Annotated in this window: 16 protein-coding genes; 11 read left to right on the top strand and 5 right to left on the bottom strand. The window is 69.4% G+C overall.

Annotation, left to right across the window (positions count from 1 at the left end; genetic code table 11):
• The first annotated feature begins 155 nt into the window (after positions 1-155).
• The 5 genes from IEZ15_RS29175 to IEZ15_RS29195 all read left to right on the top strand — a co-directional run bounded on the left by IEZ15_RS29175 (position 156) and on the right by IEZ15_RS29195 (position 5,685).
• Positions 156-1,322: a lipid II:glycine glycyltransferase FemX gene (locus IEZ15_RS29175; protein WP_189280054.1), complete on the top strand. Its 1,167-nt coding sequence runs from the start codon at positions 156-158 to the stop codon at positions 1,320-1,322.
• On the top strand, positions 1,319-2,983 hold the full coding sequence (gene murJ / locus IEZ15_RS29180; RefSeq protein WP_189280055.1) for a murein biosynthesis integral membrane protein MurJ: 1,665 nt from the start codon (positions 1,319-1,321) through the stop codon (positions 2,981-2,983). Before IEZ15_RS29175 ends, murJ begins: the two co-directional genes overlap by 4 nt.
• Positions 2,984-3,047: 64 nt before the next feature.
• Positions 3,048-3,731, top strand: a complete 684-nt coding sequence (locus IEZ15_RS29185; RefSeq protein WP_189280056.1) for a response regulator — start codon at positions 3,048-3,050, stop codon at positions 3,729-3,731.
• Positions 3,728-5,164: an ATP-binding protein gene (locus IEZ15_RS29190; protein ID WP_189280057.1), complete on the top strand. Its 1,437-nt coding sequence runs from the start codon at positions 3,728-3,730 to the stop codon at positions 5,162-5,164. The genes IEZ15_RS29185 and IEZ15_RS29190 overlap by 4 nt, the downstream gene beginning before the upstream one ends.
• Positions 5,161-5,685: a hypothetical protein gene (locus tag IEZ15_RS29195; RefSeq protein WP_189280058.1), complete on the top strand. Its 525-nt coding sequence runs from the start codon at positions 5,161-5,163 to the stop codon at positions 5,683-5,685. Before IEZ15_RS29190 ends, IEZ15_RS29195 begins: the two co-directional genes overlap by 4 nt.
• Before the next feature lie 239 nt (positions 5,686-5,924).
• Here IEZ15_RS29195 and IEZ15_RS29200 read toward each other — a convergent pair whose 3' ends face one another.
• Both IEZ15_RS29200 and IEZ15_RS29205 read right to left on the bottom strand, forming a co-directional pair.
• Positions 5,925-6,704 (bottom strand): hypothetical protein, encoded by a 780-nt coding sequence (locus tag IEZ15_RS29200; protein WP_189280059.1) that lies wholly within the window; start codon positions 6,702-6,704, stop codon positions 5,925-5,927.
• 150 nt (positions 6,705-6,854) lie between these two features.
• The gene (locus tag IEZ15_RS29205; protein WP_189280094.1) at positions 6,855-7,103 is read right to left on the bottom strand and encodes a hypothetical protein; all 249 of its coding nucleotides are present in this window, start codon (positions 7,101-7,103) and stop codon (positions 6,855-6,857) included.
• Positions 7,104-7,208: 105 nt separating this feature from the next.
• Here IEZ15_RS29205 and ggt point away from each other — a divergent pair, with 105 nt between their 5' ends.
• Together ggt and IEZ15_RS29215 are read left to right on the top strand one after the other, a co-directional pair.
• Entirely contained in the window at positions 7,209-9,017 is a 1,809-nt protein-coding gene (gene ggt / locus IEZ15_RS29210) for a gamma-glutamyltransferase (RefSeq protein ID WP_189280060.1), read from the top strand.
• Between the two features lie 145 nt (positions 9,018-9,162).
• Positions 9,163-9,918 carry a glycoside hydrolase family 75 protein gene (locus IEZ15_RS29215; protein ID WP_189280061.1) on the top strand — a complete coding sequence of 252 codons (756 nt, stop codon included), beginning with the start codon at positions 9,163-9,165 and terminating at the stop codon, positions 9,916-9,918.
• 21 nt (positions 9,919-9,939) lie between these two features.
• Here IEZ15_RS29215 and map read toward each other — a convergent pair whose 3' ends face one another.
• On the bottom strand, positions 9,940-10,707 hold the full coding sequence (map, locus tag IEZ15_RS29220; RefSeq protein WP_189280062.1) for a type I methionyl aminopeptidase: 768 nt from the start codon (positions 10,705-10,707) through the stop codon (positions 9,940-9,942).
• 41 nt (positions 10,708-10,748) lie between these two features.
• On the opposite strand from map, the gene IEZ15_RS29225 reads away from it, so the two are divergent.
• Complete coding sequence (locus tag IEZ15_RS29225; RefSeq protein ID WP_114247546.1) at positions 10,749-11,018, top strand: helix-turn-helix domain-containing protein; 270 nt, start codon at positions 10,749-10,751, stop codon at positions 11,016-11,018.
• Positions 11,019-11,295: 277 nt separating this feature from the next.
• On the opposite strand, the gene IEZ15_RS29230 is transcribed toward IEZ15_RS29225, so the two are convergent.
• Both IEZ15_RS29230 and IEZ15_RS47240 read right to left on the bottom strand, forming a co-directional pair.
• Entirely contained in the window at positions 11,296-12,387 is a 1,092-nt protein-coding gene (locus tag IEZ15_RS29230; protein ID WP_189280063.1) for a Rieske 2Fe-2S domain-containing protein, read from the bottom strand.
• Entirely contained in the window at positions 12,350-12,739 is a 390-nt protein-coding gene (locus tag IEZ15_RS47240) for a hypothetical protein (protein WP_373302634.1), read from the bottom strand. The genes IEZ15_RS29230 and IEZ15_RS47240 overlap by 38 nt, the downstream gene beginning before the upstream one ends.
• 237 nt (positions 12,740-12,976) lie before the next feature.
• Here IEZ15_RS47240 and IEZ15_RS29240 point away from each other — a divergent pair, with 237 nt between their 5' ends.
• The 3 genes from IEZ15_RS29240 to IEZ15_RS29250 all read left to right on the top strand — a co-directional run bounded on the left by IEZ15_RS29240 (position 12,977) and on the right by IEZ15_RS29250 (position 15,579).
• A complete protein-coding gene (locus IEZ15_RS29240; RefSeq protein ID WP_114247549.1) occupies positions 12,977-13,819 on the top strand; it encodes a nitrilase-related carbon-nitrogen hydrolase in 843 nt (280 codons plus the stop codon).
• Positions 13,816-15,099 (top strand): aspartate aminotransferase family protein, encoded by a 1,284-nt coding sequence (locus IEZ15_RS29245; RefSeq protein WP_189280064.1) that lies wholly within the window; start codon positions 13,816-13,818, stop codon positions 15,097-15,099. The genes IEZ15_RS29240 and IEZ15_RS29245 overlap by 4 nt, the downstream gene beginning before the upstream one ends.
• A 117-nt stretch (positions 15,100-15,216) precedes the next feature.
• Positions 15,217-15,579: a hypothetical protein gene (locus tag IEZ15_RS29250; RefSeq protein ID WP_189280065.1), complete on the top strand. Its 363-nt coding sequence runs from the start codon at positions 15,217-15,219 to the stop codon at positions 15,577-15,579.
• Positions 15,580-15,581 lie beyond the last annotated feature (2 nt).

Raw genomic sequence — 15,581 nt, forward strand, 5'->3', positions numbered from 1 at the left:
GGCCGAAAACCGGGAAATCCCCTGTGTGACATGGGCCGCAGCGCAACGGTCATCGTCCGGTCACATTCGCCGCTCGGCTCCGTCATGGACCGCTGTGAGCATCCTGTGCAGCCCCGCAGAGCCGACAGCGGGGCGGACCAGGGAGGGCCACGAACATGTCAGCGCTGCTCGCGACCGGAGACCGCAGCCATGACCACGAGCTACGGATACGCAGCCTGACCGCCGCCGAGCACCGGGCGTTCGTGTCCACCTGTACGGAGGCAAGCTTTCTGCAGTACCCGTCCTGGGCCTCGGTGAAGGACCGATGGACCTCCGAAATGGTCGGCTGGCACAGCGACTCGGCTGAACCGGCCGGGGCCGCGCTGGTGCTCTACCGGCAATTCCCGGGAACCCGCAAATACTTCGCATACCTGCCCGAGGGGCCGGTCGCCGACTGGGCCGACCCCGACATCGACCGCTGGCTGCGGCCGCTCATGGCGCATCTGCGGAGGTCCGGTGCCTTCGCCGTACGGATCGGCCCCTCGCCGGCGTACCGCCGCTGGGACACCGCCCGCCTGAAGGCCGCGACCGGCCCCGGCCGCAAGGTCGGCGACGTACTCGCGACGGAGGTGGACCCGCTCGGCACGGCCGTCGCCGAACGGCTCCGGGCCCGCGGCTGGCGCCGGTGCGGCGGCGACGGGGGAGGGGACGCCGACGCACAGCCGCGCTATGTCTTCCAGGTGCCGCTCGCCGGACGGACCCCCGACGAACTGTGGTCGGGACTCAACCAGGAGTGGCGCCGCAATGTACGCAAGGCCCAGAAGGCCGGGGTGCGGATCGTCATCGGCGGCGCGGCCGAACTGCCGGAATTCCACCGCCTGCTGCGGATCACCGAGGAGCGCGACGGCTTCCGGCTCGGCCGCTCCCTCGCGTACTACCAGCAGCAGTACGCCGTACTCAACGCCGAACACCCCGGCCGGATGAAGCTCTATCTGGCCGTCCACCAGGGCGAGATCCTGGCCGCCCACACCATGATCAGCACCGGCCGGCGGGTCTGGTACCAGACCGGCGCCTCCGCCGACCACCGCCGCGAGGTCCGTCCCAGCAACGCGCTGCAGTGGAAGATGATGCTCGATGCCCATGGGCTCGGTGCCGACGTGCACGACATGCGCGGGGTACCCTCCACCCTTGACCCCGACGACCGCCCCTTCGGGCTGCTCCGTTGGAAGCTCGGCACCGGAGGCCAGGTCGTCGAGACCCTCGGAGAGTGGGAGACATCGGTGGGCGGAGCTGCCAACAACACCCTGTACCGGGCGTTCCAGGCGTACCTGGCGCGCCGATGACGGCCACCGAGACGGCCTCCGCGAAGGCCGCAGAGCGCAAGTCCGGCTCGGTGCTGCGCAGCGGCGCCGTCATGGCGTCCGGCTCCATCGTCTCCCGGGCGACCGGCTTCATACGCTCGGCGGTCGTCGTCGCCGCGCTCGGCACCGGACTCCAGGCGGACGGGTACACCGTCGCCAACACCGTGCCCAACATCCTCTACACCCTGCTCATCGGCGGCGCGCTCAACGCCGTCTTCGTCCCCGAGCTGGTGCGGGCCGCCAGGAACCATGCCGACGGCGGCGCCGCGTACACCGACCGGCTGCTCACCATCTGCACGATCGGGCTCCTCGCCCTCACCGCGCTCACGGTCGTCGGCGCCCCGTGGATCGTCTCGGTCTACGCCCCCGACTACCACGGCGAACAGGCCGATCTCACCATCGCCCTGGCCCGCTACTGCCTGCCGCAGATCCTCTTCTACGGGTTGTTCACCCTCCTCGGTCAAGTGCTCAACGCCCGTGACCGGTTCGGCGCGATGATGTGGACCCCGGTCCTCAACAACGTGGTGATCATCGCGGTGTTCGGGATCTATCTGACCGTCGCGGCAGGCTCCGACGGTACGCTGACCGCGGCGCAGGCGCAGTGGCTCGGCTGGGGGACGACCGCCGGGATCGCGGTGCAGACGCTCGCCCTGGTGCCCGCGCTGCGCGCCGCGAAGTTCCGCTGGCGGCCGCGGTTCGACTGGCGGGGCAGTGGACTCACCCGGCCGCTGCGCGCGGCCGGCTGGCTGGTCATGCTCGTGGCCACCAACCAGATCGCCTACTGGGTGGTCACCCGGCTCTCCACCGCCACCGGTCAGCACGCCGTGGAACAGCATGTGTCGGGCGGTGCCGGCTACACCGCGTACAGCTACGCCTTTCAGCTGTGGGTGGTGCCGCACGGCATCGTGACCGTCTCGCTCGTCACCGCGCTGATGCCCCGGATGAGCCGGGCGGCGGCCGACAACGACCTGACGGGTGTCCGACGCGATGTCTCGTACGCCCTGCGCACCTCGGCCGCGGTCGTGATCCCCGCGGTGGCCCTGCTGTTCGCGCTGGCACCGTGGGTGATGGGGGCCGTGTACGGATACGGGCGCACCGGCGACGCGGACATCGCCGTGATGGCGGGGATGATGATGGCGTTCGCACCGGGGCTGATCGCCTACTCCGGGCAGTACGTGCTCTCTCGCGCGTTCTACGCGATGAGCGACACCCGCACCCCGTTCCTCCTCAATCTGGTGATCGCGGCGCTCAACGCCGGGCTCTCGATTGCCGCGTATCTGCTGCTGCCGGTCCGCTGGGCCGTGACCGGGATGGCCGGGGCGTACTCGGTGGCGCTGTTCGCGGGCTTCGGCGTCACCGCGTATGTGCTGCACCGCAGGGTTTCCGGCAGCGATGCCGGCCGGCCCTCACTGATGCGTTCGCCCGGGCTGTGGGCGCAGCTCCGGCTGGTGGCGGCGTGTGTGCCCGCCGGGCTGCTGGGATACCTGGCCGCTCGCGCCTGCGAGGGGTCCGGGGACTTCGCCGCCGTGGGGGCGGGCGCTGTCGTACTCCTGCTCACGGTGGCGCTGCTGGCACGGCCGCTGCGGCTGCGGGAGATCAGTGCCGTGATCGCGGCGGCCCGGGGGCGGCTGCGGCGGGCGTGAGCACCCGGCGCACAGTCCGGTCACCGGTTCGAATCCATTCCTTGAACGCTGGGATACTGCTGCCATGCCTCGCGTGTTGCTGATCGAAGACGACCCCTCCGTACGGGAAGGGGTCGAGCTGGGGCTGCGGCGGCGCGGTCATGAGCTGCGGTCCGTCGAAACAGGTGAGGAGGGCCTCGCGGCGCTGGGCGAGTTCCTGCCCGATCTGGTGCTCCTCGATCTGATGCTCCCCGGAATGAACGGGGTTCAGGTCTGCCGCCTGATACGGGAGACCAGCCAGCTGCCGATCATCATGCTCACGGCGCGCGGTGACGACTTCGACGTGGTCGTCGGGCTGGAGGCCGGCGCCGACGACTACATCGTCAAGCCCGCCCGTACCGAAGTGATAGAGGCCAGGATCCGCGCCGTACTGCGCAGGCTCGCCGAACCCGCGGGGCGCGGCGGCATCGAATTCCACGGCGAACTGGCCGTCGACCGCGCCGGGCTCTCCGTCGCCAAGGCGGGGCAGCGCCTCCTGCTCGCGCCCTCCGAACTGAAGCTGCTGCTCCACCTCTCGGCCTCGCCCGAGCAGGTCTTCAGCAGGCAGCAGCTCCTCGAATACGTCTGGGAGCACAGCTACCACGGAGACGCGCGCCTGGTCGACGCCTGTGTGCGGCGGCTGAGGCAGAAGATCGAGGACGTGGCGGGCAGCCCGCGCTACATCCAGACCGTCCGCGGTTTCGGCTACCGCTTCGGACCGCTCGCGTGAAGCTCTTCGCCGCGCGGTTCGGACTGCGGACCCGTCTCATAGGCGCCTTCCTTCTGGTCGCGGCGATCAGCGTCGTCACCACCGCGACCCTGACCTACCGGGAGGCCCGCTCCGCCATCCTCCAGCAGGCGCAGGACACGGCCGTCGCCCAGTTCCGCGACCGGATCGCCGCACAGGCGGTGACCCTTCCGGTGGATCCGGAGCAGCTGCGCCGGACCTGCCAGACCCTCGCCGGGGAGGGCAAGCCGCACACCTGGTTCGTCTTCGCCGAGTACGGGAAGACCCGGGTCTCCTCGACGGACCAGCCCACCTCCGGCGTGATCACGCCCGCACTGCGCGACGCCGCACGTGGAGACGTGCACGGCTCCTTCCAACGAGTCGTCAAGAATGGCAAGCCCTGGCTGACCATCGGGATGCCCGCAGTCTTCGACCGGGGCGACGGACGCCAGCCCACCGGGCTCGTCCTCTACGCCGTGATGCCGCTCTCCAGCGAGGAGGCCAATGTCAACGCCATGGTCACCGCGGCCCGCGACGGCGCCCTGCCCGCCCTCCTGATCGCGCTGGTGCCCGCCCTGCTCGCCGCCCGCAGCGTGCTGCGCCCGGTACGCGATCTACGGCGGGCCGCCGCCGGCATCGGCCGGGGCGAGCTCGACACCCGTATCGAGGTCAAGGGCTCCGACGAACTCGCCGAACTCGCCTGGACGTTCAACGAGTCGTCGACCAAGCTCCAGGAGTCGGTGGAGGAGCTCCAGCGGGCGGAGGCGCGGGCCAGACGCTTCGCCTCGGACGTCTCGCACGAGCTGCGCACCCCGCTCGCCGGGATGCTTGCCGTCACCGAAGTGCTCGACGAGGACGCCGCCCAGCTGAACGCCGACACCGCGGCGGCCGTCCGGCTGATCAGCGCCGAGACCGGGAAGCTCGCCACCCTCGTGGAGGATCTGATGGAGATCTCCCGCTTCGACGCGAAGGCCGCGGATCTCCACCTGGACGAGGTCGACGTCGCCGAGACGATCCGCAAGACCCTGCAGGGCAGGCACTGGGAGGACCGGGTCCGAACCGAACTGCCCGACGGGATAAGGGCGATGCTCGACCCGCGCCGCTTCGACATCGTCGTCGCCAACCTGGTCGGCAACGCCCTGCGGCACGGTGCGCAGCCCGTCACCGTCCGGCTGCGGACCGAGCGGCGGGGTGCGGCCCGCTGGCTGGTGACCGAAGTCGCGGACAACGGGCCGGGGATCGACTCCGCCGTGCTGCCGCACATCTTCGACCGGTTCTACAAGGCCGACGCGGCCCGCACCCGGTCGGCGGGCAGCGGGCTCGGCCTGGCGATAACCCAGGAGAACGTACGGCTGCACGGCGGCACCGTGCGCGCCGTCAACGGACCCGCGGGCGGCGCGGTCCTGACCGTGGAACTACCGATGGAGGGGCAGTGAGACGCGTACGCGCGTTCGGCGCCCTGCTGCCTCTCGTGCTGCTGGCGAACGGGTGCGGGATACAGGCGACGGATGTCGTCGAGGTCGGCGATCCGGCGACCGTGGATGTGGCGCCGGGGAGCCAGGGCACCCTGCTCTACTTCGTTTCCTCGTCGTCCGCGAACCGGCTGATGCCCGTCGTGCGGCCGTTCGCCCTGCCGGTGGAAGGCGACTCCTCGGGCACGGGGCACGTGTGGCGTGGCTCCGACAAGGCGATCGCCATGCTCTTCGACGGGCCCACCCAGGCCGAGGCCGATTCGGGCCTGCGTACCGAACTTCCGCCCATTCGAGGCGCGTTGAGTCTGACTCTGGGGCCGGACGGCGTGTCGGTCCGGGTGAACACCGCCGTCACGAAACTCTCCGAGGTCGCCCGGCAGCAGCTGATCTGCACGGCCGCGCAGGCCCGCACCGCAGACCGGAAGGCGGCGGTGAAGGTGACCGGAACCGACGGTGTCATCGGGCCGGCCCGCTGCTCCGTCTGACTGCCGGCTTCCTGCCTTAACGGTCAACGTCGGAAGTCCTTCGGGGATTGACGCAGAATGGGACCTATGCGGGGTCTTGACCACATCTGAACGCCCACGGACAGACTCGGCGCCTACCGGGTATGGGTGTACGAGAAACCGGCCTCGGGATTGGGGCCGGATCGGGCAGCGTGATACCCCGGCGGAAGGGTGCGCGACCCGCGAGCGTGACAGCGTTCAATCGCGTAGATATACAAGGTTCATGCTGAGCCGAGCAGGCTTGCCCCGCTTGCTACGTCAGTGGCGCGGTCCGGTACGACGAGCCGTGCCATCGTCGCGTCGACCTCCAGGCCAAGCCACTGCGGCAGGCTGGTGCCGAGCAGGTCCGCGTAGCCCTCGTAGTCGTCGCCGGCCCGGAAGATGGGCGACTCGCCGGTTTCGTCGCACCAGTCGCTGACAAGTTCGACCCACTCGCCGTGGTCGGAGGCGATCTGAATCAGGGAGCGGGCGACGGTCGGGTCGAGCATCACGCTGTCACCGACCCGAAAGTTCCGCCAGGTGGCGGCCGTGGCGCGTACGGCCTCTGCGGCGTCGTCGAACCACTCCACGTATCCGTAGTCCAAGGACTCGTGGACCGGGCGAATCGAGTTGTCCACCCGTGCCACCGACAGCCGGTACTCGGGGCCGTAGCCATGACCGTCGAGATAAGCGGATGGGGCGAATATCTCCGGGCTCATCAGCGTGTCGAACAGTGTGCGCCATTGCAGGCTTCGCGCCCGTAGCTCCCAAAATCCGATCAGCGAGGGTGGGAGCGGGGCGCCGAGGCGCAGCTGCAACCTGGTCAGCAGCGTCGTAAAGTCCGCCGACGGCGCGTTGGGCTCCATGCTTGCCTGTCGTGCCGGTTCGACCAGCGCCAGGAGCGCCTCGAACCGCGGCGGTTCGTGGAAATGCATATCCACAGTCTCAAAGGCTTCATCGAAGGCCCGTTCCAGGCCCGAGGCGTCCACGGCTCGAAGCCATCGACAGACCCGGTCGGTCACCTCACCGAACGTCGGCTCCGGTGCACGCCGACCATGATCTCGCGTCAGAGCCTCGAAACTAACGTCAGCCACCCGTGCACCCTATGACAAGTCGGCTCCGGAAATCCTTCGGGGGGCTGGTATGGGAGCCGGTGCCGTGGGTGGCTTCTCTCAGATGTCGGGGAGGGTGAGGTAAAGGGCGAAGCCGCAGGTGCTGGCGGATTCTCCGCGGCTCAGACGCATCAGCTTGTTGCTTTCGCCGTCGGCCAGTTCGCCGCCGACATGAGCCGGCAGTCCGAAGAACGCCTGCTTGCGGCGGAGCTTGCGGCGCCAGAGACAGGTGCGGGCGATCCAGTCCAGCGCGGCGCTGATACCCGCGGCTGTCACGCCCAGCACGATGTTGCGTACGTCGTCGGTCATGGGCGGGCATGTCAGCGGGCGATCGGCCCCGGGTTCACGGCGGTCCTGACGAGGTGGGCGGGGCGGCGTTACCCTGCGGCGGACAATCCTTCACTGGAGGTGCGCATGCGACGTCTCGTCGCGCGGAATCTATCGTTGCCGGTTGTATTCGCCGCTGTCGTCACGGTTGTGGCAGCCGCCCCGTCCTCGTCTGCACCACCGACCGCGCCGCCGCCCAAGTCGCCTGTCGCGGTGGGTTACGGAGGGGCGGTCGCCAGCGTCGACGCGGATGCCTCGGCCGCCGGTATCGAGGTGCTCCGCAAGGGCGGCAATGCGGTGGACGCCGCGGTGGCGACTGCGGCGGCGCTCGGTGTCACCGAGCCCTACTCATCAGGTCTCGGCGGTGGCGGCTACTTCGTCTACTACGACGCCAGGAAGCACACCGTGGAGACGATCGACGGCCGGGAGACCGCACCGCGCAGCGCGGACTCCTCGCTGTTCCTGGAGAACGGCAAGCCGCTCGCCTTCGCCGACGCGGTCACCAGTGGACTGGCCGTGGGCACCCCCGGCACCCCGGCCACCTGGGACACCGCGCTCGACACCTGGGGCAGCAAGTCGCTGCGGCAGGTACTGAAGCCGGCCGAGCGGCTCGCCAGGGACGGCTTCGTCGTCGACAGCACGTTCCGCTCGCAGACCGAGGGGAATCAGGCCAGGTTCGCCGACTTCCCGGCGACCAGCAAGCTCTTCCTGCCGGGCGGACAACTGCCGGTGGTCGGCTCGGTCTTCAAGAACCCCGATCTGGCGCGTACGTACGAACAGGTGGGCCGCAAGGGCATCGACGAGCTGTACAAGGGCGAGCTGGCCGACGACGTCGTACGGACCGTACGCAACCCGCCCGTGGACCCGAAGGCAACCCGGGTCGTGCGTCCCGGCGACCTCACAGCCAAGGACCTGCGGTCCTACCGGGCGCTGCGGCAAGCTCCGACGAAGGTCGGCTACCGCGGTCTCGACGTGTACGGCATGGCACCCTCCTCGTCCGGCGGTACGAGCGTCGGCGAGGCGCTCAACATCCTGGAATCCACGGACCTTTCGAGGGCGAGCGAGGCGCAGTATCTGCACCGCTACATCGAGGCGAGCCGGATCGCGTTCGCGGACCGCGGGCGATGGGTCGGCGACCCCGCGTTCGAGGACGTACCGACGCAAGGGCTCCTCAGCCAGCGGTTCGCCGACTCGCGGGAATGCCTGATCAAGGATGACGCGGTGCTCACCAGCCCGCTCGCGCCGGGAGACCCCGGCCACCCGGCCGACTGCAGGGCCGGTGGCACGGCCGCCCCGACGACGTACGAGGGGGAGAACACCACACATCTGACGACGGCCGACAAGTGGGGCAATGTCGTCGCGTACACGCTGACGATCGAGCAGACCGGCGGCAGCGGCATCACCGTGCCGGGACGCGGCTATCTGCTCAACAACGAGCTGACGGACTTCTCGTTCGCGCCCGCCAGTCCGGCGGTCCACGATCCGAATCTGCCGGGTCCGGGCAAGCGTCCGCGCTCGTCCATCTCGCCGACGATCGTGCTGAAGCACGGTGAGCCGGTGCTGGCCCTCGGCTCGCCGGGTGGCGCCACGATCATCACGACCGTGCTGCAGTCGCTCATCGGCAAGGTCGACCGGGGGCTTCCGCTGGTCGACGCCATCGCGGCGCCGCGCGCCAGCCAGCGCAACTCGCCGACGACGGAGCTCGAACCGGGGCTGTGGAACAGCCCCGTTCGGGCGGAACTGGAGTCGCTGGGTCATGTCTTCAAGCTGAACCCGGAGATCGGGGCGGCGACAGGTGTGCAGCGGCTGCCGGACGGACGGTGGCTGGCGGCAGCGGAGAAGGTGCGCCGGGGCGGGGGCTCGGCCATGGTCGTGAAGCCGAGCGGACGGCCATGACGATGCGTCAATAGCCCTATACAAATGGCTGGTTCCTCGTGAGGTCTCACGAGGAACCAGCCCGCGGTCTTGACGGAGATATGACGTCGGGTCCATCTTGGCCGCGTCGGTAAGGAAAGTTTCCTATTGGAAGGGCACCCCCACTGTGCGTACTCGAACGCTCGCCCTCGCCGCTGCCTCCGGCGCCGCCTTGCTCTCGGCCGCCACGCTGACGCCCGCCGCCCAGGCCCGCCCGGTCTCGGGTGCCGTCACCACTGCCGCCGCGCCCCGGGCGGATTCAGGCGCCGCCGACCGGGCCGGGACCGGCGTCGAGGAAGGCTCCGTCAGCGCGGCCGATCTGCTGGCCGAAGTCACCTCGTGTTCGCAGATCTCCAACGGCAAGTACCGTACGGACGAGGAGACTTCGGCGACGGTGCCGGTCTGCGGCAAGAACGGTGCCGTGTTCTGGAAGGCCGACATGGACATCGACTGCGACGGCCAGGTCACCACCGCCTGCAACGAGAACACCGACCCGTGGTTCCAGGACGACACGGCGTTCCACACCTCCGGCGACAAGCCGCTGAACGCCGAGAAACTGCCGTACGTCGTCGTGCCGAGCAGCAGCAGCATCTGGAACTACAGCAACGCGGGAATCAAGGGCGGTGGCGTCGTCGCCGTCATCTACAACAACAAGGTCGAGTACGCAGTCGTCGGCGACACCGGCCCCAACAAGATCATCGGCGAGGCCTCGTACGCCACCGCCAAGGCGCTCGGCATCGACCCCGACCCGGAGACCGGCGGCGCCGAATCCGGCGTCACCTACATCCTGTTCAAGAACTCCAAGGTGTCGCCGATCGAAAGCCACAGCGCCGCCGTCACCGCCGGTGAGGCCCTCGCCAAGCAGTTCATCCAGAACAACTAGACGATCACGAAGGGAGGTTGATCACAGCGCGGTCAGGATGCGCGGACCGTCGTCGGTGATCGCCACCGTGTGCTCGGCGTGCGCCGCCCGGCTGCCGTCGGACGTACGCAACGTCCAGCCGTCCCGGTCCGGACGGAACGCGTCCTTGCCGCTGCCGATCAGCATCGGCTCGATCGCCAGCACCATTCCGTGCCGCAACGGCATGCCGCGACCCGGTCGTCCCTCGTTGGGGACGGCCGGGTCCTCGTGCATCGAACGGCCCACGCCATGGCCGCCGAACCCCTCCGGAATGCCGTAACCGGCGCTGCGGCACACCGTGCCGATCGCATGCGCGATGTCACCGATCCGATTGCCGACGACCGCCGCCGCGATCCCCGCCTCCAGCGCCGCGAAGGCCGTGTCGATCAGCCGGGTGTCCGCCGGCCGGGTGCGCCCGACGGTGAAACTGATCGCCGAATCGCCCACCCAGCCACCGAGCGTCGCGCCCGCGTCGATGCTCACCAGATCGCCGTCGCGCAGCCGCTGGTCGGTCGGGATGCCATGGACGATCGCATCGTTGACCGACGCGCAGATCACGGCGGGAAACGGGGTGGGGGCGAAATGCGGCCGGTAGTTCAGGAACGGCGACCCGGCGCCCGCCTCGCGGAGGACCCCGCGGGCCACCTCGTCGAGTTCGCGCAACGAGACGCCGACCGCCGCCGCTTCCCGCACGGCCGTCAGTAGCTGCGCCACGACCCGGCCGGTCTCGCGCATCGCTTCGATGGATGTGTCTGTCTTGAGCTGCACCATGCCAATTACTATACCGGTCGCGGCGGTATTAGAATGACGGCATGGTACGAACGCCCCTGACCCCGGAAGAGCGCCGCCGCGGCGAACGCCTCGGAGCGCTGCTCCGCGAGGCGCGTGGCGGGCGCAGCATGGTCGAGATCGCGGCGAGCGCCGGAATCTCCGCCGAGACGCTGCGCAAGATCGAGACCGGCCGCGCCCCGACCCCCGCCTTCTTCACTGTCGCGGCGCTGGCCGGGGCGCTCGGACTCTCGATGGACGAACTGCTCACGCGCTGCGCCCCGGAGCCGGATGTGGTGCCACTGGCGGGGTAGGGCCTGTCGGGCCTCGGCCCGCCGGATGGGACCTGATCGGCCGGATGGGCCCTGGCGGCGGTGGCTCGGTCGTCGAACGAGTCCCTGTCCGGGGCGTGGGGGTTGGCGCGGGTCCCCGCAGGGGCGCTCAGGGGGGTGCGTCGCACGGTGCTTCGACCGCACCGCAGTCGAAAAGCGCGCGTAGCCGTGGCGTAACAACGCCCGGACGACTGCGACCAGTTGCTGCTCCAGGGGGTGACGCGGCCGGCCGCGCAGATCGCCGATGCGGTGGTGGCGCTCACGGCACTTCGGCTCCGTCGCTTCGCTCATCGTGGTCGAGCCGCGTCCCCCCGATCTCCCCCGGTGTCGGATAGAACCGCCGGGCCCAGCGCCGGAACGGGCCGATCGGCCCGTCACCGGGAGCGAGCCGGGGCGGCTGCTGGTACTGCTTGTGATTCCAGATCGGAAAGTCGGCGGCGGTGAACTCGCAACTGGAACGGAAGACGGCGCGGTCCAGCAGCCGGGCGGCGGTTCGGCTCACCACCCGTGCGAGCGGGGCCGGCAGCCGGGCCGGCTCCGTGAAGGCGATGCGGTTCTTCTGCCGGAACTGCATCCGGTTGGGCGCGATCGCCGTCGGCATCACCATCGTGCACATCCGAAGCCCGATTCGAGGCGTGTACACATCCGCGTGCAGGCAACCGAGTCCGTAGCCGTCCACCTCCACCTCGACGACGAAGTTTCCCAGCAGCGGCGCCGACTCATGGGCCCGCATGGACACGTGGAACGCGGCATCGTCGTAGACGACAGGCCCGCCGATCTCGGCCTTGGCCCAACCGTGCAGGGTGGCGAAATGCCCGAGGTCCACCGAGTTCTCGATGACTTCCTGGACATTGCCGGCCAGCTCCCAGGCGGCGCTACGGGCAGGCCGGTGGCCGATCTCGTGCCAGTCGGGGATGAACCAGTCCGGTGCCCGGCCGTCGTGGTGCCGCCAGACGAAGACAGCACCGTTGACCTCGTGCACCGGCAGTTGCGTCAACGGCGACCTCGGCGGCTTTGTGTCGTATCCCGTGCGCACGCACCTGCCGTCGGGGCCGAACGCGAAGAAATGGAAGGGACATACGAGATCGTCCCCGTCGACCTTCGCCAGACCGAGATGGGCGCCGAGGTGCGGACAGTACGGACGGATGGCGCGGACCGCCCCCGTGCCGAGCCGGTACAGCACCACGTCCTGCCCCGCCAAAGGCCGGGTGAGCACAACACCCGGCCGCAACTCGTCGGAGAAGGCCAGCGCGGACCAGCCGCTCGGACAGGGCAGAGCAAGCGCCCCCGCAGCATCGGCCGGTGTCGGCCCCTCACTGATGGCGCGCCCGTACTCGTGTGACAGTCCCACGACTTCCCCTCTCAGGATCGGTCGCCTGGATACTGCCCGGACCGCTCCGAGATCCTCCCGGCGCGCCGTACATCACCCGAACGGGAGGGAACGTGGAAGGTGTTGACGGTGTACGCGAGCCCGCATCTCGCCGAGCACGTTCCTGCACGCCGGTGCGTGGACGGACACGCCCTGGAACGAGGCGTCCGCTCGACAGCGCGAGGAGACGCCTTCGTACTGCCGGACCATCGCGCGGTGGCCGGGGCTTGGCGCAGCCGTCCGGCACCTCGAGAGTCACGAAGTACCCACCCTTGGGTGAGGTCCAGGTCGCGAGGCCGGTCCCGCCGAGCTGGGTATCCAGGATCCGTGCCACCGGCTCGAACTTTGTCCTGCAGCAGGGCGCGTTGGCGCTCCATCACGGCATCTGCTCTCCGAGCCGGAAGGTGAATGAACATGTGGACCGTACGGGTGCGAAACATGATCGACTCCGCCGGTTCACGGCGATGGTCTTGCCCCGCTGTGTGACGGGGCTTACGTTCTCCTCTACGCACGTATCTACGGGCGTAGAAAAGCGTAGAGGCTCTCTGACGCCGCGTCGAAGGAGCAGCTCATGTCCCAAGTCGTACGCGCCGCACTCGTCCAGGCGACCTGGACCGGCGACACCGAATCCATGATCGCCAAGCACGAGGAGCATGCGCGCGAGGCCGCCCGCCAGGGCGCGAAGATCATCGGCTTCCAGGAGGTGTTCAACGCACCCTACTTCTGTCAGGTGCAGGAACCCGAGCACTACCGCTGGGCCGAGGCCGTCCCGGACGGGCCGACCGTCCGGCGGATGCAGGAACTCGCCCGCGAGACCGGCATGGTGATCGTCGTGCCGGTCTTCGAGATCGAGCAGTCCGGCTTCTACTTCAACACCGCCGCCGTCATCGACGCCGACGGTTCTTATCTCGGCAAGTACCGCAAACATCACATCCCGCAGGTCAAGGGGTTCTGGGAGAAGTACTACTTCAAGCCCGGAAACGTCGGCTGGCCCGTCTTCGACACTGCCGTCGGCAAGGTCGGTGTCTATATCTGCTACGACCGGCACTTCCCGGAGGGGTGGCGACAACTCGGGCTCAACGGCGCTCAGTTGGTGTACAACCCGTCCGCCACCTCGCGCGGCCTCTCCAGTTATCTCTGGCAGCTGGAGCAGCCCGCGTCCGCCGTCGCCAACGAGTACTTCGTCGCCGCGATCAACCGCGTCGGCCAGGAGGAGTACGGCGACAACGACTTCTACGGAACCAGCTACTTCGTCGACCCGCGCGGCCAGTTCGTCGGCGAGGTCGCCAGCGACAAGGAGGAGGAACTCCTCGTCCGCGACCTCGACTTCGGGCTCATCGACGAGGTCCGCCAGCAGTGGGCGTTCTACCGGGACCGCCGACCCGACGCGTACGAAGGACTGGTGGAGCCGTGAGCAGCCTGCACCAACGCCATCTCGCCGTCAGCCCCGACTGGCTGGCGCTCTACTACAAGAACCCCGTGGAGATCACCCACGGCGAGGGCCGCCATGTCTGGGACGCCGACGGCAGGCGCTACCTCGACTTCTTCGGCGGCATCCTCACGACCATGACCGCCCACGCCCTGCCCGAGGTGACCAAGGCGGTCAGCGAGCAGGCCGGGCGGATCATCCACTCCTCCACGCTCTACCTCAATCGGCCGATGGTCGAGCTGGCCGAACGCATCGCCACGCTCTCCGGCATCCCGGACGCCCGGGTCTTCTTCACCACCTCCGGTACCGAGGCCAACGACACCGCCCTGTTGCTCGCCACCACGTACCGCAGGTCGAACCAGATCCTCGCGATGCGCAACAGCTACCACGGCAGATCCTTCTCCGCGGTCTCCATCACCGGCAACAGCGCATGGTCGCCCACGAATCTGTCGCCGCTGCAGACGCTTTACGTGCACGGCGGCGTCCGCACCCGGGGGCCGTACGCGCACCTCAGCGACGCGGAGTTCATCGCGGGCTGTGTCGCCGACCTGGAGGACCTGCTCGGCCACACCCGCGAGCCCGCCGCCCTGATCGCCGAACCCATCCAGGGCGTCGGCGGGTTCACCTCACCGCCGGACGGCCTGTACGCGGCCTTCCGCCGGGTCCTCGACCGCCACGGCATCCTGTGGATCTCCGATGAGGTGCAGACCGGCTGGGGCCGCTCCGGCGAACACTTCTGGGGCTGGCAGGCGCACGGCGAGAACGGGCCGCCGGACATCCTCACCTTCGCCAAGGGCATCGGCAACGGCATGTCGATCGGCGGTGTCGTGGCTCGCGCCGACGTCATGAACTGCCTCGACGCCAACTCCATTTCGACCTTCGGCGGCTCGCCGGTCACCATGGCGGCCGGCCTCGCCAACCTCTCCTACCTCCTCGAACACGATCTGCAGGGCAACGCCCGGCGAGTCGGCGGACTGCTGATCCAGCGGCTGCGTGCGATCGGCGCGGCCTCGGAGTGTGTACGGGAGGTACGCGGCCGGGGACTGATGATCGGCATCGAGCTGGTGAAGCCCGGCACCGACGAGGCGAACCCGGAGGCGGCCGCCGCCGTACTCGAAGCGGCCCGGGAAGGCGGCCTGCTCATCGGCAAGGGCGGCGGCCACAACACCAGCGTGCTGCGGATCGCACCGCCGCTCTCGCTGACCATCCCGGAGGCGGAGGAGGGCGCGGAGATCCTGGCCGAGGCTCTTCGATCGGTGGAATGAGAAGCGCCGGATGAGCGACGGGGGTGTGGGCGGCGGCCGGTACGCGGCTGTGCAGCTCGGCCGCCACCACACCCCCGTGCAGTCATCGCACCCCCGTGTCCGCCCAGGAGCACCACCGTGCCCGAGAACACCCTCCCTCTCCCGTCCACCGCCGGGCCCGGCGCATCGGCGGCCGACGCCGACGCTGTCCGGACCGTCCTCATCGGAATGTACGAGGCGTACGACGCCGGCGACCGGGCGAGGACCGACCGGGCACTCGACCCCCGGGCGACCGTCCGGGACTCCGCCGCCGAGCCGCTCACCGGCTGTCCTCCAGGCTTTCGTACCGACCGACTCACCCCTCAGCGGGTGGGGATGGCGGCACAGTGGACAGGCCCGGGAGCGGGAACCAGTGCGCGGCGCACAGTGGCGTCGGGAGCCGCTGTGCTGTGTGCCCCGGCGGCCTGGGGCGGCCGCACCGGCGCCGAACTGCCACGGTAACC

Source organism: Streptomyces atratus, from assembly GCF_014648655.1.
Lineage (GTDB): Bacteria > Actinomycetota > Actinomycetes > Streptomycetales > Streptomycetaceae > Streptomyces > Streptomyces atratus.